General features: G+C 60.4%; 13 protein-coding genes and 1 pseudogene. 3 read left to right on the plus strand and 11 right to left on the minus strand.

Annotation, left to right across the window (positions count from 1 at the left end):
• Nucleotides 1-85 precede the first annotated feature (85 nt).
• The 10 genes from KGB03_RS30310 to KGB03_RS30355 form a co-directional block, all read right to left on the minus strand.
• A complete protein-coding gene (locus tag KGB03_RS30310; RefSeq protein ID WP_008149531.1) occupies nt 86-706 on the minus strand; it encodes a TetR/AcrR family transcriptional regulator in 621 nt (206 codons plus the stop codon).
• 59 nt (nt 707-765) lie between these two features.
• Nucleotides 766-2448, minus strand: a complete 1683-nt coding sequence (gene phaC, locus KGB03_RS30315) for a class II poly(R)-hydroxyalkanoic acid synthase (RefSeq protein ID WP_218536884.1) — start codon at nt 2446-2448, stop codon at nt 766-768.
• Nucleotides 2449-2575: 127 nt separating this feature from the next.
• Entirely contained in the window at nt 2576-3430 is an 855-nt protein-coding gene (gene phaZ / locus KGB03_RS30320) for a poly(3-hydroxyalkanoate) depolymerase (RefSeq protein WP_218536885.1), read from the minus strand.
• 155 nt (nt 3431-3585) lie between these two features.
• The gene (phaC, locus tag KGB03_RS30325; RefSeq protein WP_111449377.1) at nt 3586-5265 is read right to left on the minus strand and encodes a class II poly(R)-hydroxyalkanoic acid synthase; all 1680 of its coding nucleotides are present in this window, start codon (nt 5263-5265) and stop codon (nt 3586-3588) included.
• Between the two features lie 257 nt (nt 5266-5522).
• A complete protein-coding gene (locus KGB03_RS30330; protein ID WP_008025216.1) occupies nt 5523-5900 on the minus strand; it encodes a gamma-butyrobetaine hydroxylase-like domain-containing protein in 378 nt (125 codons plus the stop codon).
• A 119-nt stretch (nt 5901-6019) separates the two neighbouring features.
• Nucleotides 6020-7360 carry an ATP-dependent protease ATPase subunit HslU gene (gene hslU, locus KGB03_RS30335; protein ID WP_223530828.1) on the minus strand — a complete coding sequence of 447 codons (1341 nt, stop codon included), beginning with the start codon at nt 7358-7360 and terminating at the stop codon, nt 6020-6022.
• 55 nt (nt 7361-7415) lie between these two features.
• Complete coding sequence (hslV, locus tag KGB03_RS30340; RefSeq protein ID WP_007899242.1) at nt 7416-7946, minus strand: ATP-dependent protease subunit HslV; 531 nt, start codon at nt 7944-7946, stop codon at nt 7416-7418.
• Between the two features lie 290 nt (nt 7947-8236).
• On the minus strand, nt 8237-8944 hold the full coding sequence (locus tag KGB03_RS30345) for an SPOR domain-containing protein (protein WP_111449375.1): 708 nt from the start codon (nt 8942-8944) through the stop codon (nt 8237-8239).
• Between the two features lies 1 nt (nt 8945).
• A complete protein-coding gene (argS, locus tag KGB03_RS30350; protein ID WP_223530830.1) occupies nt 8946-10682 on the minus strand; it encodes an arginine--tRNA ligase in 1737 nt (578 codons plus the stop codon).
• 238 nt (nt 10683-10920) lie between these two features.
• The gene (locus KGB03_RS30355; protein WP_218536888.1) at nt 10921-13140 is read right to left on the minus strand and encodes a primosomal protein N'; all 2220 of its coding nucleotides are present in this window, start codon (nt 13138-13140) and stop codon (nt 10921-10923) included.
• A gap of 368 nt (nt 13141-13508) precedes the next feature.
• On the opposite strand from KGB03_RS30355, the gene rpmE reads away from it, so the two are divergent.
• The 3 genes from rpmE to KGB03_RS30370 all read left to right on the plus strand — a co-directional run bounded on the left by rpmE (nt 13509) and on the right by KGB03_RS30370 (nt 16006).
• Nucleotides 13509-13739 (plus strand): 50S ribosomal protein L31, encoded by a 231-nt coding sequence (rpmE, locus tag KGB03_RS30360; RefSeq protein WP_008080648.1) that lies wholly within the window; start codon nt 13509-13511, stop codon nt 13737-13739.
• A gap of 14 nt (nt 13740-13753) precedes the next feature.
• Nucleotides 13754-14554, plus strand: coding sequence for a thermonuclease family protein (locus tag KGB03_RS30365; RefSeq protein WP_223530832.1), 801 nt, complete (start codon nt 13754-13756; stop codon nt 14552-14554).
• Nucleotides 14555-14737: 183 nt separating this feature from the next.
• Nucleotides 14738-16006, plus strand: a complete 1269-nt coding sequence (locus tag KGB03_RS30370) for a malic enzyme-like NAD(P)-binding protein (RefSeq protein ID WP_008149557.1) — start codon at nt 14738-14740, stop codon at nt 16004-16006.
• A gap of 188 nt (nt 16007-16194) precedes the next feature.
• Here KGB03_RS30370 and KGB03_RS30375 read toward each other — a convergent pair.
• A pseudogene (locus KGB03_RS30375) lies at nt 16195-16290 on the minus strand (IS110 family transposase); the annotation flags it as partial.

A 16290-nucleotide genomic window follows, 5' to 3' on the forward strand; every position in this document is an offset into this window, starting at 1 on the left:
GCGGTGTTTCAGTCGACATCCATGCTGAATGACACACCGCATTCGCGAGCAAGCCCGCTCCCACAGTGGTTATCTGTGTTCAGGGTTACTCGTGTTCTTCGAGGTATTGAAGGGCCATCTGCTCCGTCGCGACCTTGATCGGCGGCAACAAATGCGGCGCCACCAGCATCATGATCTGGTACACCACCAATCTCACCTCTCCCTCGCGATCAAGAATCCGCTGATAGTCCAGCGAGAACAGCAGCGTCATGGTGATCTGTTCCACCAGTTGCCCCAACGCCTGGGTATCGCTGACCAATTGCCCCTGAGCCTTCAATCGTGCGAGCAACGAAGCCAGTGTGCGCTTCAGCGCATTGAGCAGGTTGCGTATGCCCTTGGCCAGTTTCGGCAAGCGCCCGGCGAGGTTCGACAGGTCCTGGAACAGAAACCGGTAATGGGCCAGGCGCTCGACGATCAGGTGCAGAAACAGCCAGTAATCTTCCGGTGCCAGCTCCACATCGGCCGGTGGATCGAGCAGCGGCGCCAGTTCGGCCTGGAAGCGCTCGAACAGTCCGAGAATCAACGGCTCCTTGCCGTGGAAGTGGTAGTAGAGGTTGCCCGGGCTGATGCCCATTTCGTTGGCCACTTCCATGGTGGAGACGTTCGGCTCGCCCTTGTGATTGAACAACTGCAAAGCACATTCGAGAATCCGGTCGCGGGTTTTCATCCAGTCTTCTTAATGGTCGAGTCATGCCACGGCCGGCGCCGGCCGTGGTTCGTTGTCAGTCAGCGCACGCGCACATAAGTGCCGGGTGCCGCTTCCATCGGTGGATAGTTCTGGTTGCCGAGCGCCATATGGGTTTCTTTCAGCGCGCCTGAACGTTCTTGAATCCAGCCCAGCCACTGAGTCCACCAACTGCCGCTGACTGGCTTGGCGTCGTAGTACCAGGCCCGTGGGTCAGTGCTCAGCTTCGTGCTCTCGACGAAGTTGGCTTTCGGGTTTGAGGGTGGGTTGAGAATGCTCTGCACATGACCGCTGTTGGACAGCACGAAGCGCCGCTCGCCACCCAGCAGCAGGGTCGAGCGGTACACCGCATCCCACGGGGTGATGTGGTCGTTGATGCCCGCGACGCTGAAGCTGTCGACGGTGACTTTCTGCAAGTCGATCGGTGTGCCGCACACTTCCAGACCCCCCGGATGACTCATCGGGTTGTGTTTGAAGAAGTCCAGCAAGTCGCCATGCAAGGCTGCCGGCAACCGTGTGTTGTCGTTGTTCCAGTAGAGGATGTCGAACGCTGGCGGCTCCTTGCCCAACAAGTAGTTGTTAACGAAATAGCTCCAGATCAAATCGTTGGGGCGCATCCAGGCGAAGACCTTGGCCATGTCGCGGCCGTCCAGCACGCCTTTCTGATAGGAGCGACGCTTGGCCGCTTCAAGCGTCTGTTCGTCGGCGAAGAGGGTCGCCGGCGAGTCCATCTGACTGTCGAGCAGGCTCACGAGGTAGGTCGCGCTGGACACCCGCCGCAGTTGCCGCTTGGCCTGCAAATGGCCTTGCAGGGCGGCAATGGTCAGTCCGCCCGCGCAGGCGCCCATCAGGTTGACCTCGCGAGCACCGGTGATCGCCCGGCACACATTCATCGCTTCCTCCGCGGCTTCGACGTACGTCGACAGCCCCCATTCGCGATGACGCACATCTGGATTGCGCCAGCTGATCATGAAGGTTTGCAGGCCGTTCTTCAGGGCGAACTGGACGAAGCTGTTGTGCGGGCTCAAGTCGAAAATGTAGTACTTGTTGATCTGTGGCGGCACCACCAGCAGCGGTTTGGAATACTGCTTTTCGCTCATGGGTTTGTACTGGATCAACTCCAGGAGCTCATTGCGAAACACCACGGAGCCCGTAGTGGTGGCGACCGTTTTGCCGACCTCGAAAGCTTGTTTGGTGACTTGTCTGGGCAGACCGTCGTTGTGCAGGAAGTCGTCGACCAGGTGGCTGATGCCTCGCACCAGGCTGTTGCCGCCGGAGTTGAAGATCTCCTTGATCGCGAGCGGATTAAGCAGGCTGTTGGACGGTGCCATGGCGTCGTTGAGCAAGGCGAACGCGAAGTGCGCGCGGGCGCGATCGTCCGGGGTCATGTTGCTCTCGTCGATCCAGTGTTTGACCTGCTTCTGCCAGCTCAGGTAAGCCTGCAAACTGCGGCGATAAAAAGGATTGAGGCTCCACGCCGGGTCGGCAAAGCGATTGTCCTGCGGGTTGGTCGGGTGCAGGGTTTCGCCCAGCAGTACGCGGCCCAGTTGACCGCCCAGCTTCAAGGCGTGTCGGGCTGTGTGCACCGGGTTGCGCAATCCATGGGCGGCAACGCTGCGCAGGGTGGAAAACAGATCCCGACCACGCAGACCGGAAATCGCACTCTGCGCATTAATGAACGCGGCGGGAGTGGGCAAAAATTCCCTCGCTGGTTTCTCGCGCATGAATCAACACTCCTTCGTCTTCAGGCCAATACAGTTACACCGAACCAGAACACCATAGACGCTGTTGCGGATTGTTGCGCGGCACTGCGTCTTCCCGACCCCTTTTTGTAACAAAAGCCAGGGCCGATTAGCCGCCCAATGGCGCCGGATGCGGATGCATCACGGCACGCTGACGTTCTTCCTGGAGAAACTTCATGATGATCGGTGCCACTGCTTCGGCCCGGGTAATCAAGAACAGATGCCCGTCATCGATGATGTGCAATTGGGCGTTGGGAATCCGCCAGGCCAGTAACCGCATGTTGACCAACGGAATCAGTGGATCGTCGTCACCGGCCAGTACCAGGGTTGGCTGGTGGATCTTGTGCAACCAGTGAATGCTGGTCCAGCCGAGGCCGGCGAACAGCTGCCAGTAGTAACCGAGTTTGCCTGCCGAGCGGACCTTGGCGGCATGGCTGGCGGCCAGGGTCGGATCGCGACGGAATGCACCGCCATAGATCATCGGCGCAATGCGAATCACGTGAGACGGCTGGATGTAGCGTCGTGGGCTGGCCATCATCCACAGGACTTTCGGCTTGCCCGGCACCATCACCGTGCCAGCCGCCGTGGCCGCCAGAACGAGTTTCTTGCAGCGCTCGGGATAGTCGTAAGCGAACTGCTGGGCGAGGGCGCCACCCCACGACACGCCGATTACGTTGACTTGCCCGTAGTCGAGATAGTCGAGCATCCGCGCCGTGAGTTTCGCCAGGCCCGGAAAGCGATACGGTCGCTTTGGCGTCGACGAACCGCCGACACCCGGGACGTCGAAAGCGATGACTTCCAGGTCCGGGTCCAGCGCCGCGACGAACGGAAACACCAGCTCCAGGTTGGCGCCGATGCCGTTGAAAATCAGCAAGGGCGTCAAGTGAGGCTTGCCGGGGCGTACTGCCGTGCGGAGGGTCTGGCCATCCAGGTCGACGGTACGGAATATGAACGGTTGCGGCATGCTTCAGGCCCTGTGGGTCACTGTCTCAATTTCACCCTCGATCCCCTGTGGGAGCGGGCTTGCTCGCGAATGCGTCAGGTCAGTCGACATCACTGTTGAATGATCAATCGCTTTCGCGAGCAAGCCCGCTCCCACAGGAGGGCGAGGTGTGTCAGTTATCGCTCATGCACATAAGTGCCGGGTGCAGCTTCACCTGCTGGATAAGCCTTGTTGCCCAAACTGCTTGGAGACTTCTTCAGCTTGCCGGAACGCTCGGCTTGCCATGCCTGCCAGTGCAGCCACCAGGAATCGGTGTGCTTGGTGGAGTTTTCGTGCCAGTCCTCGGCCTTGACCGGCATCTCGGTGCTGGTCATGTAGCGCGATTTCGGATTGCCCGGCGGGTTCAGAATGCTCTGGATATGCCCGCTGCTGGACAGCACGAATTCAACCTTGCCGCCGAACAGTTGTGCCGACTTGTAGCAGGACTTCCACGGGGTGATGTGGTCGTTGGTTCCGGCCAGGGAGTAGATGTCGGCAGTGACCTGCTTCAGATTGATCGGTGTGCCGCACACTTCCAGTGCGTCGGGGCGGATCAATGGGTTGGTCTTGAACATCTCGATCAGGTCGCCATGGAACGCTGCGGGCAACCGTGTGGTGTCGTTGTTCCAGAACAGGATGTCGAACACCGGCGGCTCGTTGCCCAGCAGGTAGTTGTTGACCCAGTAGTTCCAGATCAGGTCGTTGGGGCGCATCCAGGCGAAAACTTTCGCCATGTCGCGACCTTCCAGTACGCCGGCCTGATAGGAGTGGCGCTTGGCGGATTCGAGGGTCTGTTCGTCGACGAACAGTGCAACGTCGCTGTCCAGGGTGGTGTCCAGCACGCTGACCAGCAGCGTCAGGGCGTTGACCTTGTTCTCGCCGAGCGCGGCGTAGTGGCCCAGCAGGGCGGTGCAGGTGATGCCACCGGAGCAGGCGCCGAGCATGTTGATGTCTTTGCTGCCGGTGATCGCGGTGACCACGTCGACCGCTTCCTTGAGCGCTTCGATGTAGGTCGACAGGCCCCACTCACGCTGCTCCTTGGTCGGGTTGCGCCAGCTGACGATGAACGTCTGCATGTTGTTGCGCAGGCAGAAGCGCGCCAGGCTCTTGTCCGGGCTCAGGTCGAAAACATAGAACTTGTTGATCTGCGGTGGCACCACCAACAGTGGGCGCTCGTGCACCTGCTCGGTGGTCGGCCGATACTGGATCAGCTCCAGCACATCATTGCGAAACACCACCGCGCCTTCGGTGACGCCCAGGCTCGTGCCGACCTCGAACGCGCCCATGTTGACCTGGCTCGGCATGCCGCCGTTGTGCACCAGATCCTTGGCCAGATGGGAGAGGCCGTCGAGCAGGCTTTTGCCGCCGGTCTCGAAGAAGCGCTTGACCGCCGCCGGGTTGGCCGCACTGTTGGTCGGGGCCATGGCTTCGGTCATGAGGTTGATCACGAAATGCCCGCGTGCGACGTCCTTGGGCGAGAGGTTGCTTTCGCCGATCCAGTCGTGGAGCTCCTTGCGCCACGCCAGGTAAGTTTGCAAATAACGTTTGTAGAGCGGGTTCTGACTCCAGGCCGGATCGGAAAAGCGACGGTCATCGCTTGTCGGTTGCAGCGCGGATTTGCCGAACAGCACGTTCTTCAGTTCGATACCGAAATGAGCGACATGCTTTGCACTGTGAATCGGTTGTTTGATGGCCTGGGTCAGCACCATTCGGGCAGAGCCCAACAGATCTTTTCTACGCAGTCCAACGACCGGATTCAGCCCCAAGGTATTTTCCGAGGCCTGAACTTTCAGGTCATCGTTATTCTTGTTACTCATCTACGACGCTCCATTGTCCTGAGACGAATACCTGGGTCCAGCTGTGCAGTCCACAGCCAATGCCAGGTACTACTGCTCGGGTGACCGTTAATTCTGCATCGCTGCTTTTTAGTTCAGAGAGCACTGCAGGTACCTTGCCAGCTCCATTGGTTACCCGAGTTTAATTTTTTTCGCAAGCGGGCCAATCGTTGACCCGAAAGCGGAGCATTCAAACAGATGGAATTAGAAAATGCCTTCTAATGAGCGAAAGGCCTGAGCTAGAGCATCAGCTTGACGACGGATTCGTTCGGATCGCGGGTCTTTCCGGCGGCTTTGAGTTCGGCAAGATAATCGTTCCAGAGATCCTCTTGGCGCACGCCCAGCTGGTACAGATATTCCCAGGTGAACAGGCCGCTGTCGTGGCCGTCGTCGAAGGTCAATTTCAGTGCGTACTGACCGGCCGGTTCGACCTTGGTCAGGCCTACGCCGATCTTGCCAAATTGCAGGATAGGTTTGCCGTGGCCCTGGACCTCGGCGGAAGGAGAGTGCACGCGCAGGAACTCGGCGGGCAGGTGATGCTCCTCGCCGGACGCATATTTCAGCGACAGGGTTTTCGAGGCTTTGTGCAGTTTGATGTCGGTGGGGAGTTGGGTCATGACCTGGAGTCCGTCTGTAGGCGCGTGGTCTGACTCCTGTAGGAGCACAGCTTGCTGGCGATGGCGATCTCAAGTGCGCTATCGCCAGCAAGCTGTGCTCCTACAGAGGGTCGCTTGGCTTACAGGATATAACGGGACAGGTCTTCGTTCTGCGCCAATTCGCCCAAGTGGCTGTTGACGTATTCGGCATCGATCAGGATCGCCTTTTCGTCGTGGGCGCTGGCCAGATCGCCGGCGCTGAACGACACCTCTTCAAGCAGGCGCTCGAGCAGCGTGTGCAGGCGACGGGCACCGATGTTCTCGGTCTTCTCGTTGACCTGCCAGGCGATCTCGGCAATGCGCTTGATACCGTCCGGCTGGAACTCGATCACCAGGCCTTCGGTTTTCAGCAGGGCGCAATACTGCTCGGTGAGCGAGGCGTGCGGCTCGCTGAGAATGCGTTCGAAATCTTCAGGCGTCAGCGCCTTGAGTTCGACACGAATCGGCAGACGACCTTGCAGCTCAGGCACCAGATCGCTCGGCTTGCTCAGGTGGAACGCACCGGATGCGATGAACAGGATGTGGTCGGTCTTGACCATGCCCAGTTTGGTGTTGACGGTGCAGCCTTCGATCAGTGGCAGCAAGTCGCGCTGTACACCTTCACGGGAGACGTCGATGCCACCGGAGTTGCCGCGCTTGGCGACCTTGTCGATTTCGTCGATGAACACGATGCCGTGCTGCTCGACCGCTTCCAGCGCCTTGGCCTTCAACTCTTCTTCGTTGACCAGGCGTCCGGCTTCTTCGTCACGCACCAGTTTCAGTGCTTCCTTGACCTTGATCTTGCGGCTCTTGCGTTTGCCCTTGCCCATGTTGGCGAACAGGCTCTGCAATTGGTTGGTCATCTCTTCCATGCCCGGCGGCGCGGAGATATCGACACCGGTCACTTCGGCGACTTCGATTTCGATCTCTTTGTCATCCAGCTGGCCTTCGCGCAGACGCTTGCGGAACAGCTGACGGGTGTTGGAATCGGCCGACGGTGCGGTGTCGTCGTTGCTGAAGCCCATGCGTGCCGGTGGCAGCAGGGCGTCGAGGATGCGTTCTTCGGCGGCGTCTTCGGCGCGGTGGCGAACCTTGGTCATTTCCTGTTCGCGCAGCAGCTTGATCGCCGCGTCGGCCAGGTCACGAATGATCGATTCAACATCGCGGCCGACATAGCCGACTTCGGTGAATTTGGTCGCTTCGACCTTGATGAACGGCGCGTTGGCCAGTTTCGCCAGGCGACGAGCGATCTCGGTTTTACCGACACCGGTCGGGCCGATCATCAGGATGTTTTTTGGCGTGACTTCAACGCGCAGCTCTTCAGGCAGCTGCATCCGGCGCCAGCGGTTACGCAGCGCGATGGCGACGGCGCGCTTGGCATCGTCCTGGCCGATGATATGGCGATTGAGTTCGTGGACGATTTCACGGGGAGTCATGGACATAGTAATTGGCGGTCCTCAGATAAAAGTGAGCCGTGGCGTGGTGGCCAAAACAGGCTTACTCAGCGAGGTCCTGCTCCTCAATGGTGAAGGTGTGGTTGGTGAATACACAGATGTCGCCGGCGATGCCGAGGGCGGTTTCGACGATTTCCCGGGCCGACAGATCGGTTTTCTTCAGCAGCGCGCTGGCGGCGGCCTGGGCGTAACCGCCACCGGAACCCATGGCGATCAGACCTTCTTCGGGTTCGACCACATCGCCGTTGCCGGTGATGATCAGAGAGGCGTCTTTGTTCGCGACCGCGAGCATGGCCTCGAGGCGGCTGAGGGAGCGGTCAGTGCGCCATTCTTTGGCGAGTTCGACAGCGGCGCGAACCAGGTGGCCCTGATGTTTCTCAAGCTGGCCTTCGAAACGCTCGAAGAGGGTGAAGGCGTCAGCGGTGGCCCCGGCAAAACCGGCGATCACTTGCCCGTGGTACAGGCGGCGAACTTTCTTCGCATTGCCTTTCATCACGGTATTGCCGAGCGAAACCTGGCCGTCGCCGCCCATGACGACTTTGCCGTGGCGGCGAACTGAAACGATGGTGGTCAAAGGGAGAGTCTCCACGCAGCGGGGCGAAAATGCCTTATGCCAACTCATATGGGGGTGGTGGAGAGGATTTCAACGGTGGGGGACGAATGGCATGCGATAACTGTGGCGAGGATTTAGCGAAACGTCGCACCGCCCCGTTCGGCTGCAGAGCAGTCGCGAAACCAGTGCCCACGGTATGTCTGATACTCCGCAGGTGGAGGTTTGAGGGCCGCTGCGCGACCCAACGGGGATAAATCCCCTCGCCACAGGTTTGTGGGCGACCTCAGATTAAGGTGCCCACAAAAAAAGGGTCAGCGGCTTTGGCGTTGTTGTAACAACAGGTTGCTGAACCCACTGCCGGCCAGTTGTTTCTGGGCCGTGGTCAGTTGCTCGCGGTTGCTGAACGGGCCGACCAATACCCGGTACCAGGTTTCGTCCTTCACGGTGCCGGATTCAACCGCCACCGCCTGACCGAGCAGGATGATCTGGGCCCGAACCTTGTCCGCATCAGCCTCCTTGCGGAACGAGCCGGCCTGCAGGAAGAACTTGGTCACTGGCGCCGCTTTGGACACCGGCGGCGCTGGCGGCGGGGTAATCCCGGCCAGTGCGGCCTGAGCCCGCGCGGTATCGATCTTCGCCGCTTGCTCTGGCGTAACCGGCGTCGTCGGAATGGCCGGCACTTGTGGCGTCGGCAGGGTTTTCTCCGGCACGGCATCCGGCGGCACGATGACTTCCGATTCCGGCAGCAACGTGTAGAAGTCGTACTTCGGCTTCACCGGTTGCGTCGGGCTCGGCGGGGTCTTGTTGGCCTCGGCGATCTTGGTGGCTTTCTGCTGCTCGATCTTCTCGCGCTTGACGCTCTCGCTGCCCTTGCCTGGTTCCAGTTTCATCAGGAACACAACAAACGCGCCGACCGTCAGGCCGATGGCCATCCACAGCCATCCCGGGATCGGTTGCTTTGCAGGAGCTTGGTAACGGCTGGCGCCACGCTTGGGTGCAGGTTTTTTCTTGGCAGCCAACTTACATACGCTCCAGAGTTTCCAGACCCAAGAGTTCCAGGCCTTGCTTGAGAGTGCGGCCGGTCAGCGCGGCGAGGCGCAGACGACTTTGCATTTGCGCCGGGGTGTCGGCGTTGAGGATCGGGCAGTTCTCGTAGAAGCTGGAGAACAGGCCGGCGACATCGTACAGGTAGGTGCACAGGATGTGCGGCGTGCCTTTGTCAGAAACGTTGTTCAGCACTTCGCCGAACTGCGCGAGCTTCGCCGCCAGCTCGTGCTCGTGCGGTGCTTCGAGGACGATCTGGCCTTCGACTTCGCTGAAGTCCTTGCCGAGTTTGCGGAACACGCCGGCCACGCGGGTGTAAGCGTACAGCAGGTACGGCGCAGTGTTGCCTTCGAAGTTCAGCATCAGGTCGAAGTTGAAGCTGTAGTCGCTGGTGCGGTGCTTGGACAGGTCGGCGTATTTCACCGCGCCAATGCCCACAACCTTGGCGATGTTGCGCAGTTCGTCTTCGGCAAGTGCAGGGTTCTTTTCTTTCACCAGCGTGTAGGCGCGTTCCTGGGCTTCGGTCAGCAGGTCGATCAGCTTCACGGTGCCGCCGTCACGGGTCTTGAACGGACGGCCATCGGCGCCGTTCATGGTGCCGAAGCCCATGTGCTCCATTTCCATCGGGTGCGTCACGAAGCCGGCCAGGCGCGCGACCTGGAATACTTGCTGGAAGTGCAAGGCCTGACGCTGGTCGACGAAGTACAGCGCGCGATCAGCCTTCAACTTGCCGCTGCGGTAACGCACGGCCGCCAGGTCGGTGGTGGCGTAGAGGTAACCGCCGTCAGCCTTGACGATGATCACCGGCAGTGGGTCGCCGTCGGCGTTCTTGAACTCGTCGAGGAACACGCACTGGGCGCCGTTGCTCTCGACCAGCAGGCCAGCGGCCTTGAGGTCGTTGACTACGTTGATCAGGTCATCGTTGTAGGCACTTTCGCCCATCACGTCGGCCATGGTCAGTTTGACGTTCAGCAGTTCGTAGATTTTCTGGCAGTGCGACAGCGAGATGTCTTTGAACTTGGTCCACAGCGCCAGGCAGTCCGGGTCGCCGGCTTGCAGCTTGACCACGAGGCCGCGGGCGCGATCGGCGAACTCTGCGGATTCGTCGAAGCGTTGCTTGGCGGCGCGATAGAAGTTTTCCAGGTCCGACAGCTCGTCGCTGGTGATCGGGTTTTCCTGCAGATACGCCATCAGCATGCCGAACTGGGTGCCCCAGTCGCCGACGTGGTTCTGACGGATCACTTCGTCGCCGAGGAACTCCAGCACCCGGGCCACGCCGTCGCCGATGATGGTCGAGCGCAAGTGGCCGACGTGCATCTCTTTGGCCAGGTTTGGGGCCGACAGGTCAACCACGGTGCGCTGCACCGGGCCGGCCTTGCGTACGCCGATGTGGTCGTCGGCCAGGGCCGCGTCCAGGCGGGTCGCCAGGGCTTGGGTGTTCTGGAAGAAGTTCAGGAAGCCAGGGCCGGCGATTTCGGCTTTGGAGACGTTTTCGTCAGCCGGCAGCGCGGCGATGATTTTCTCGGCCAGGTCGCGCGGCTTCATACCGGCCGGTTTGGCCAGCATCATGGCGATGTTGCTGGCGAAATCGCCGTGAGTCTTGTCACGGGAGTTTTCCACCTGGATCGCCGGCGACAGGCCTTCAGGCAACACACCTTCGTTGACGAGTTGGGTGATGGCTTGTTGGATCAGCTGGCGAATGGTGTCTTTCATGGTGTTCTCTTTCGACCGCAAGCGCGGCGGCGCCTGGATGCGCTAGTGGAAAAACTGGGCATTATCCGTTGCGAAGACGGGCTTGCCAACTATAGCGGGCAGGTTATGGATATGTGGTGACAAATCGGCCGCCTTCGCGAGCAAGCCCGCTCCCACAGGGTAAGTGGTATGACGTAGAGCATGTGAACAACGCAGATCCCTGTGGGAGCCGGGCTTGCCCGCGATAGCAATCTTGAATTCAATACAAATCCACAGGATCGACATCCAGCGACCAGCGCACCGCCCGCCCGCTCGGCATCTGTTCCAACACCAGCAGCCAGCTGCTTAACAGTCGATGCAATGGCGCCCGGGCCGTCGCTTGCAGCAACAACTGCGCACGATAACGCCCGGCCCGGCGTTCCATCGGCGCCGGCACCGGCCCTAGCAGTTCAATCCCGGTCAGGTGTTGTTCGGCCAGCAAACGCTCGGCCTCGCTGCACGCCTCATCAAGAAAACCTTCAGCTTGCCCCGGTTTGTGCGCTTCGGCCCGCAGCAGCGCCAGGTGCGCAAACGGCGGCAGACCCGCCGAGCGACGTTCGCTCAACGCCTGTTCGGCAAAGGCGAAATAGCCCTGTTCAGTCAATTGCACCAGCAGCGGATGGTCGGCCAGGTGCGTCTGGATGATCACTTTGCCCGGCTCTTCAGCCCGGCCCGCGCGCCCGGCCACCTGGACGATCAACTGCGCCATGCGCTCGCTGGCGCGGAAGTCGCCGGAAAACAGCCCGCCGTCGGCATCGAGAATCGACACCAGCGTCACCCGTGGAAAGTGGTGCCCTTTGGCAAGCATTTGCGTGCCGACCAGAATGCAGGGCTGGCCCTTCTGAATGGTCGCGAACAGTTGATTCATGGCGTCTTTACGCGAAGTGCTATCGCGGTCGACCCGCAGCACCGGGACGTCGGGAAACAAAATCCCCAAACGTTCTTCGGCGCGCTCGGTGCCAGCGCCGACAGGCCTTAAATCGACCTTGCCGCATTTCGGGCAATGCCGAGGGACGCGTTCGACGTAGCCGCAATGGTGGCAGCGCAGTTCGCCGGAGCGCTGGTGCACGGTCATGCGTGCATCGCAGCGCTGACATTCGGACATCCAGCCACAGTCATGGCAGAGCAGCGTGGGCGCAAAACCGCGACGGTTGAGGAACACCAACACTTGTTGCCCAGCGGCCAGCGTCTGGCCGATGGCCTGCTGCATCGGTCCGGAAATGCCGCTGTCCAGTGGGCGGCTTTTTACGTCCAGGCGCAGGAATCGCGGTTGCTTGGCGCCGCCGGCGCGCTCATTCAGGCGTAAGAGCCCGTATCGGCCGGTGTAGGCGTTGTGCAGGCTTTCCAGCGAAGGCGTGGCGGAGCCGAGGACAATCGGGATGTTTTCCTGGCGTGCGCGCACCAATGCCAGGTCGCGGGCGTGATAGCGCAGGCCTTCCTGCTGTTTATAGGAACCGTCGTGCTCTTCATCGATGATGATCAGGCCGGGGTTCTTCATCGGCGTGAACAGTGCCGAGCGGGTGCCGATAATGATGTCGGCGTCACCGTCCCGGGCAGCGAGCCAGGCTTCAAGGCGCTCGCGGTCGTTGACCGCCGAGTGGATCAGCGCGATGCGTGCATTGAAGCGCTGCTCGAAGCGCGCCAGGGTCTGCGGGCCGAGGTTGATCTCCGGGATCAGCACCAGCGCTTGTTTGCCTGCCTCGAGGGTTTCGCGGATCAGCTGCAAATAGACTTCGGTCTTGCCGCTGCCAGTGACGCCGGCCAGCAGGAATGCGTGATAACTGTCGAACCCGGCGCGAATCGCCTCATAGGCCGCACGTTGCTCCGGGTTGAGCGGCAGTTCCGGCTGCGCCAGCCAGTGTTCGTGGCGGGCGTCGGGGGCGTGCTTGCGGATTTCGACGTGTACCAGATCCTTGGCCAGCAGCAAATCCAGGCTGTCCTTGCTCAGCATCAGTTTGCTCAACAACTGATGGGCGACGCCGTGGGGATGTTGGGCCAGGGTCGCCAGGGCCTCCCGTTGACGCGGGGCGCGAGCGATGCGCGGGTCATCAAGGCTGGCGCCGGGCGCGGCGGACCAGAAGCGTTCCTGCCGCGCTTCAGCCAGTTCGCCTTGTCGCAACAGTACCGGCAGCGCCCAGCTCAAGGTGTCGCCGAGGCTGTGCTGGTAATACTGAGACGTCCACAGGCACAGTTTGAACAGCGCTGGCGGCAGAGGCGGCGTAGCATCGAGCAGGGCCAGGGCCGGCTTGAGCTTTTCTACCGGCACTTCACTGGTGTCGGTCACCTCCACCAGAATCCCGATCATCTCCCGTCGGCCGAACGGCACCCGCAGGCGCATGCCTGGCTGCAACTGGGCACGCAGGATCCCGGCCGGGGCACGGTAATCGAACAGGCGGCGCAGGGGCGAAGGCAGGGCGAGGCGCAAAATGGCGTCGGGCACGCGGGGGATCTCGATAAGCAGGAAATAAACAGCGGGGCTGCCACCTGTGGGAGCTAACTGTGGTGAGGGGATTCAGCGAAACGTCGCACCGCCCCGTTCGGCTGCGAAGCAGTCGCAAACCAGGTGAATACGGTTTTTCTGAAACACCGTGATCACAGGTTCAGGGCCGCTTCGCGACCCAACGGGGATGAATCCCCTCGCCACAGTTCGCTCCAACAGGGACGGCGCTTTGGGTCGGGAGCCTAGCAGACGACTGGTGTAAGGGACAGCTTGCGTGATCGCAAAGGTCTGGTAGAATCCGCGGCCTAATTATGTGCGGTATTCAACAATAGTGTTGAGTGGCGGCACACTAGCCTGAGGAATACACCATGAAAGCCGATATCCATCCAGCGTACGAAACCATCGAAGTAACTTGCAGCTGCGGCAACAAGTTCGAAACTCGTTCGAACCTGTGCAAGCCACTGGGTACTGACGTATGCAACGAGTGCCACCCGTTCTACACCGGTAAGCAGAAGACTCTGGATACTGGCGGCCGTGTACAGCGCTTCGCAGACCGTTTCGGTGCTTTCGGCAAGAAAGCTCCTGCTGCTGCAGAGTAAGGTTGCAAAGCCCCATGGGCTTTACCTTGCTGATGAAAAAGGCGTCCCTCGCGGGCGCCTTTTTTGTGTCTGCGATTTGGCTTTCCGGTGCCCAGGCCTTCTGCCCGGCGCCGAGCGGGCTGACATCCGTTGTGGTGCAGCGGGTGGTGGATGGTGACACGCTGCGCCTGAACGATGGCCGCAGCGTGCGCATGATCGGGTTGAATACGCCGGAGCTGGGCAAGAAAGGCCGCTCCGACGAGCCGTTCGCAGTGGCGGCACGCCAACGCCTGGAAGCGCTGGTGGCTGCCAGCGACGGACGGGTCGGTTTACTGCCCGGTAAAGAAAGCAAAGACCATTACGGCCGCACCTTGGCCCATGTCTACAGCGCCGATGGCGCCAACCTTGAAGCGCAGATGCTCGCTGAAGGGCTCGGTTTCCAGGTGGCGGTCGCGCCGAATGTCGATCTGGTCGACTGCCAGCAAGCGGCGGAACACAGCGCCCGTCAGGCCGGACTCGGGTTGTGGCGTCAATCCCCTGTGCTGAAAGCGGAGCAAATCAACACGTCCGGTTTCGCTGTGCTCAGCGGTCGTGTGAGCAAGGTTCAGCGCAATCGCGGTGGGGTTTGGATCGAGTTACAGGATTCAGTTGTACTGCGCGTTGCACCCAATTTGCTGGGGCAGTTCGATGTGGCGAATCTCGAGCGGCTGAAGGGCAGGCAGATCGAGGCCCGTGGCTGGGTGCTGGACCGTTCACGGCGTGGCGGACTGAAAGAAGGGCAGGCGCGCTGGCTTTTGCCATTGACCGACCCGGCAATGCTTCAGATGGAACAGTGATAAAAAATTGTAGACATTTATTCTGTCGATTGTGAACAGTCAATCCCTTGTGTTCCGCGGCTCTTGGTCCAAAGTCGTAGGACCGGGCGCTTGACAGGGGTGACCGGTCAGTCTTGTAGGGACTTTGCGACACGAGTATCCTCGGCGGTCCGTCTGTCCCACAGTAAAAAGCGGAATGCCCCTATGTCTGATTTGAAAACTGCCGCTCTCGAATATCATGCCCATCCTCGTCCAGGGAAGCTGAGCGTCGAGCTCACCAAAGCCACCGCTACCGCCCGCGACCTGTCGCTGGCCTACAGCCCCGGTGTAGCCGAACCAGTCCGCGAAATCGCCCGCGACCCTGAACTCGCCTACAAGTACACCGGCAAGGGCAATCTGGTTGCAGTCATTTCCGATGGCACCGCAATTCTCGGCCTGGGTAACCTCGGCCCATTGGCTTCCAAGCCAGTAATGGAAGGTAAAGGCGTGCTGTTCAAGCGCTTCGCCGGCATCGACGTATTCGACATCGAAGTCGACTCCGAAAGCCCGCAAGCCTTCATCGACACCGTCAAGCGCATCTCCATCACCTTCGGTGGCATCAACCTGGAAGACATCAAGGCACCTGAGTGCTTTGAGATCGAACGCGCTCTGATCGAGCAGTGCGACATTCCGGTATTCCACGATGACCAGCACGGCACCGCGATCGTGACTGCGGCCGGCATGATCAACGCCCTGGAAATCGCTGGCAAAACCCTCGCTGACGCCAAGATCGTCTGCCTGGGCGCCGGTGCTGCTGCCATCTCCTGCATGAAATTGCTGGTGAGCATGGGTGCCAACATCGAAAACATCTTCATGGTTGACCGTACCGGCGTGATCCACTCCGGCCGTGACGACCTGAACCAGTACAAGGCTGTTTTCGCTCACTCGACTGAAAAACGCACGCTGGCCGACGCCCTGAAAGGCGCGGACGTGTTCGTTGGCCTGTCCGGCCCGAACCTGCTGAGCGCTGAAGGCCTGAAATCCATGGCGGCCAACCCGATCGTGTTCGCGTGCTCGAACCCTGATCCGGAAATCGCCCCGGAACTGGCTCACGCCACCCGCGACGACGTGATCATGGCGACCGGCCGTTCGGACTACCCGAACCAGGTCAACAACGTGCTGGGCTTCCCGTTCATCTTCCGTGGTGCCCTGGACGTTCGCGCCAAGCGCATCAACGAAGAAATGAAAGTGGCTGCGGCCAACGCCCTGCGCGAACTGGCCAAGCTGCCGGTTCCTCAGGAAGTGTGCGACGCCTACGGCGGCATCAAACTGGAATTCGGTCGTGAGTACATCATTCCGAAACCAATGGATGCTCGTCTGATCACCGTGATCTCCGATGCCGTGGCCAAGGCTGCGATCGAGACCGGCGTAGCGACCCTGCCGTATCCGAAGAACTACCCGCTCAAAAGCGTGGATGACGTGTTCAACGGCTAAGTCGTTGTAGCGCTTCAACACAAAGCCCCGGCTCTTATTGAGTCGGGGCTTTTTTTCGTCTGCGGGTTTTGCAGCGGTAGTGATGGCCTCTTCGCGAGCAGGCTCGCTCCCACAGTGAATTTGGGTGTACTCGGGATTCATGTACACATCGGTCAAATGTGGGAGATTCTATGGTTGAGGGAAAGCCCTCAACTGGCTTTTGGCTGATATTCGCTTTGCCCTTTCAGCAAGGCGAATACCACCCGAGCAAGCTTGCGAGCCAGCATCACCAGCGCCTGAGTGGT

The organism is Pseudomonas sp. BF-B-26, assembly GCF_019956495.1.
Taxonomy (GTDB): Bacteria; Pseudomonadota; Gammaproteobacteria; order Pseudomonadales; family Pseudomonadaceae; genus Aquipseudomonas.

Bases quoted from the DNA above. Each gene is read 5' to 3' on its own strand.
- KGB03_RS30310 (WP_008149531.1), bottom strand. From the start codon at position 706: ATGAAAACCCGCGACCGGATTCTCGAATGTGCTTTGCAGTTGTTCAAT.
- phaC (WP_218536884.1), bottom strand. From the start codon at position 2,448: ATGCGCGAGAAACCAGCGAGGGAATTTTTGCCCACTCCCGCCGCGTTC.
- phaZ (WP_218536885.1), bottom strand. From the start codon at position 3,430: ATGCCGCAACCGTTCATATTCCGTACCGTCGACCTGGATGGCCAGACC.
- phaC (WP_111449377.1), bottom strand. From the start codon at position 5,265: ATGAGTAACAAGAATAACGATGACCTGAAAGTTCAGGCCTCGGAAAAT.
- KGB03_RS30330 (WP_008025216.1), bottom strand. From the start codon at position 5,900: ATGACCCAACTCCCCACCGACATCAAACTGCACAAAGCCTCGAAAACC.
- hslU (WP_223530828.1), bottom strand. From the start codon at position 7,360: ATGTCCATGACTCCCCGTGAAATCGTCCACGAACTCAATCGCCATATC.
- argS (WP_223530830.1), bottom strand. From the start codon at position 10,682: ATGAAAGACACCATTCGCCAGCTGATCCAACAAGCCATCACCCAACTC.
- rpmE (WP_008080648.1), top strand. From the start codon at position 13,509: ATGAAAGCCGATATCCATCCAGCGTACGAAACCATCGAAGTAACTTGC.
- KGB03_RS30365 (WP_223530832.1), top strand. From the start codon at position 13,754: ATGGGCTTTACCTTGCTGATGAAAAAGGCGTCCCTCGCGGGCGCCTTT.
- KGB03_RS30370 (WP_008149557.1), top strand. From the start codon at position 14,738: ATGTCTGATTTGAAAACTGCCGCTCTCGAATATCATGCCCATCCTCGT.